At 51.7% G+C, this 2500-nt stretch carries 1 rRNA gene; it reads right to left on the minus strand.

From position 1 onward, the window contains the following. A 23S ribosomal RNA gene (locus ACYQ05_RS05285) occupies positions 1-2392 on the minus strand; the annotation flags it as partial. Positions 2393-2500: the final 108 nt, after the last annotated feature.

The raw sequence follows: 2500 nt of genomic DNA on the forward strand, positions 1-2500 counted from the left end.
GTACCTTTTATCCGTTGAGCGATGGCCCTTCCACACAGAACCACCGGATCACTAGAACCTGCTTTCGCACCTGCTCGACGTGTCTGTCTCGCAGTCAAGCACCCTTCTACTCTTGCGCTCATTGCACGATGTCCGACCGTGCTGAGGGTACCTTCGCGCTCCTCCGTTACTCTTTGGGAGGAGACCGCCCCAGTCAAACTACCCACCATACACTGTCCCTGACCAGGATTCACTGATCTAGGTTAGAACCTCAACACGACCAGGGTGGTATTTCAAGGACGCCTCCGCCGAGACTGGCGTCTCGGTTTCTCAGGCTCCCACCTATCCTACACAGGTCGTGTCAAAGTCCAGTGCAAAGCTGTAGTAAAGGTTCACGGGGTCTTTCCGTCTAGCCGCGGGTACGCAGCATCTTAACTGCGAGTTCAATTTCGCTGAGTCTCGGGTGGAGACAGTGTGGCCATCATTACGCCATTCGTGCAGGTCGGAACTTACCCGACAAGGAATTTCGCTACCTTAGGACCGTTATAGTTACGGCCGCCGTTTACCGGGGCTTCGATCAGGAGCTTGCACCCCATCACTTAACCTTCCGGCACCGGGCAGGCGTCACACCCTATACTTCCTCTTTCGAGTTTGCAGAGTGCTGTGTTTTTAGTAAACAGTTGCAGCCACCTGGTCTCTGCAACCTAGTTCGGCTCCACCCGCAAGGGGCTTCACCTACTTTAGGCACACCTTCTCCCGAAGTTACGGTGTCATTTTGCCTAGTTCCTTCACCCGAGTTCTCTCAAGCGCCTTGGAATTCTCATCCTGACCACCTGTGTTGGTTTGGGGTACGGTTTCTATATACTTGAAGCTTAGAAGCTTTTCTTGGAAGCATGGCATCAATCACTTCGCCCATAATGGGCTCGTCATCACCTCTGAGGATTGATTCGCCGGATTTGCCTAGCGAATCTCCCTACTGGCTTGAACCTGGATAACCATCACCAGGATGATCTAGCCTTCTCCGTCCCTCCATCGCGGTATATAGAAGTACAGGAATATTAGCCTGTTTCCCATCGACTACGCCTTTCGGCCTCGCCTTAGGGGCCGACTAACCCTACGTCGATTAACGTTGCGTAGGAACCCTTGGTCTTTCGGCGAGGGAGCTTTTCACTCCCTTTATCGCTACTTATGTCAGCATTCGCACTTGTGATATCTCCAGTAAACCTTTCGATTTACCTTCGCAGACTTACACAACGCTCCTCTACCATGCCTTACGGCATCCGCAGCTTCGGTACACTACTTAGCCCCGTTAAATCTTCGGCGCAGGCCGACTCGATCAGTGAGCTATTACGCTTTCTTTAAAGGGTGGCTGCTTCTAAGCCAACCTCCTGACTGTCTAAGCCTTCCCACATCCTTTCCCACTGAGTAGTGTTTAGGGACCTTAGCTGGCGGTCTGGGTTGTTTCCCTCTTGACTACGGACGTTAGCACCCGCAGTCTGTCTCCCATGATTGCACTTGTTGGTATTCGGAGTTTGCCATGGGCTGCTAAGCCTTGACGGCCCGCTAGACCATAACAGTGCTCTACCCCCAACAGTGAGACATGAGGCACTACCTAAATAGTTTTCGAGGAGAACCAGCTATCTCCGAGCTTGATTAGCCTTTCACTCCGATCCACAGCTCATCCCCGCATTTTTCAACATACGTGGGTTCGGCCCTCCAGTTGGTGTTACCCAACCTTCAGCCTGGCCATGGATAGATCGCCCGGTTTCGGGTCTACTCCATGCTACTTGCGCCCAGTTAAGACTCGGTTTCCCTACGGCTCCCCTATTCGGTTAACCTCGCAACATAGAGTAAGTCGCTGACCCATTATACAAAAGGTACGCAGTCACCCCGAGGGGCTCCCACTGCTTGTACGTACACGGTTTCAGGTTCTATTTCACTCCCCTCCAGGGGTTCTTTTCGCCTTTCCCTCACGGTACTGGTTCACTATCGGTCGGTAGAGAGTATTTAGCCTTGGAGGGTGGTCCCCCCATCTTCAGACAGGATTTCTCGTGTCCCGTCCTACTCGTTTTCACCCATAATAAGTTTTCGTATACGGGACTATCACCCTGTATCGTTGGACTTTCCAGACCATTCTACTAACTTATTATCGGCTTAAGGGCTAGTCCCCGTTCGCTCGCCGCTACTTAGGGAATCTCGGTTGATTTCTTTTCCTCCGGGTACTTAGATGTTTCAGTTCTCCGGGTTTGCCTCCCACTAGGGGATAACCAGCTGGTGCTGGTTGGGTTTTCCCATTCGGAAATCCTCGGGTCATAGGTTGTTTGCCACCTTACCGAGGCTTATCGCAGGCTACCACGTCCTTCATCGCCTTCTACCGCCTAGGCATCCACCGTGTACGCTTAATCACTTAACTATACAACTCAAAAATAACCTTGCTTGCGCTTGGCTGGCATGACCTTTTGTGTTGAGCTTGCGCTCAATCATGCTTTGTTTTTTGAGGTTGCTGTGATTAAAAGTTTCG

It is taken from the genome of Galenea microaerophila (assembly GCF_054657255.1).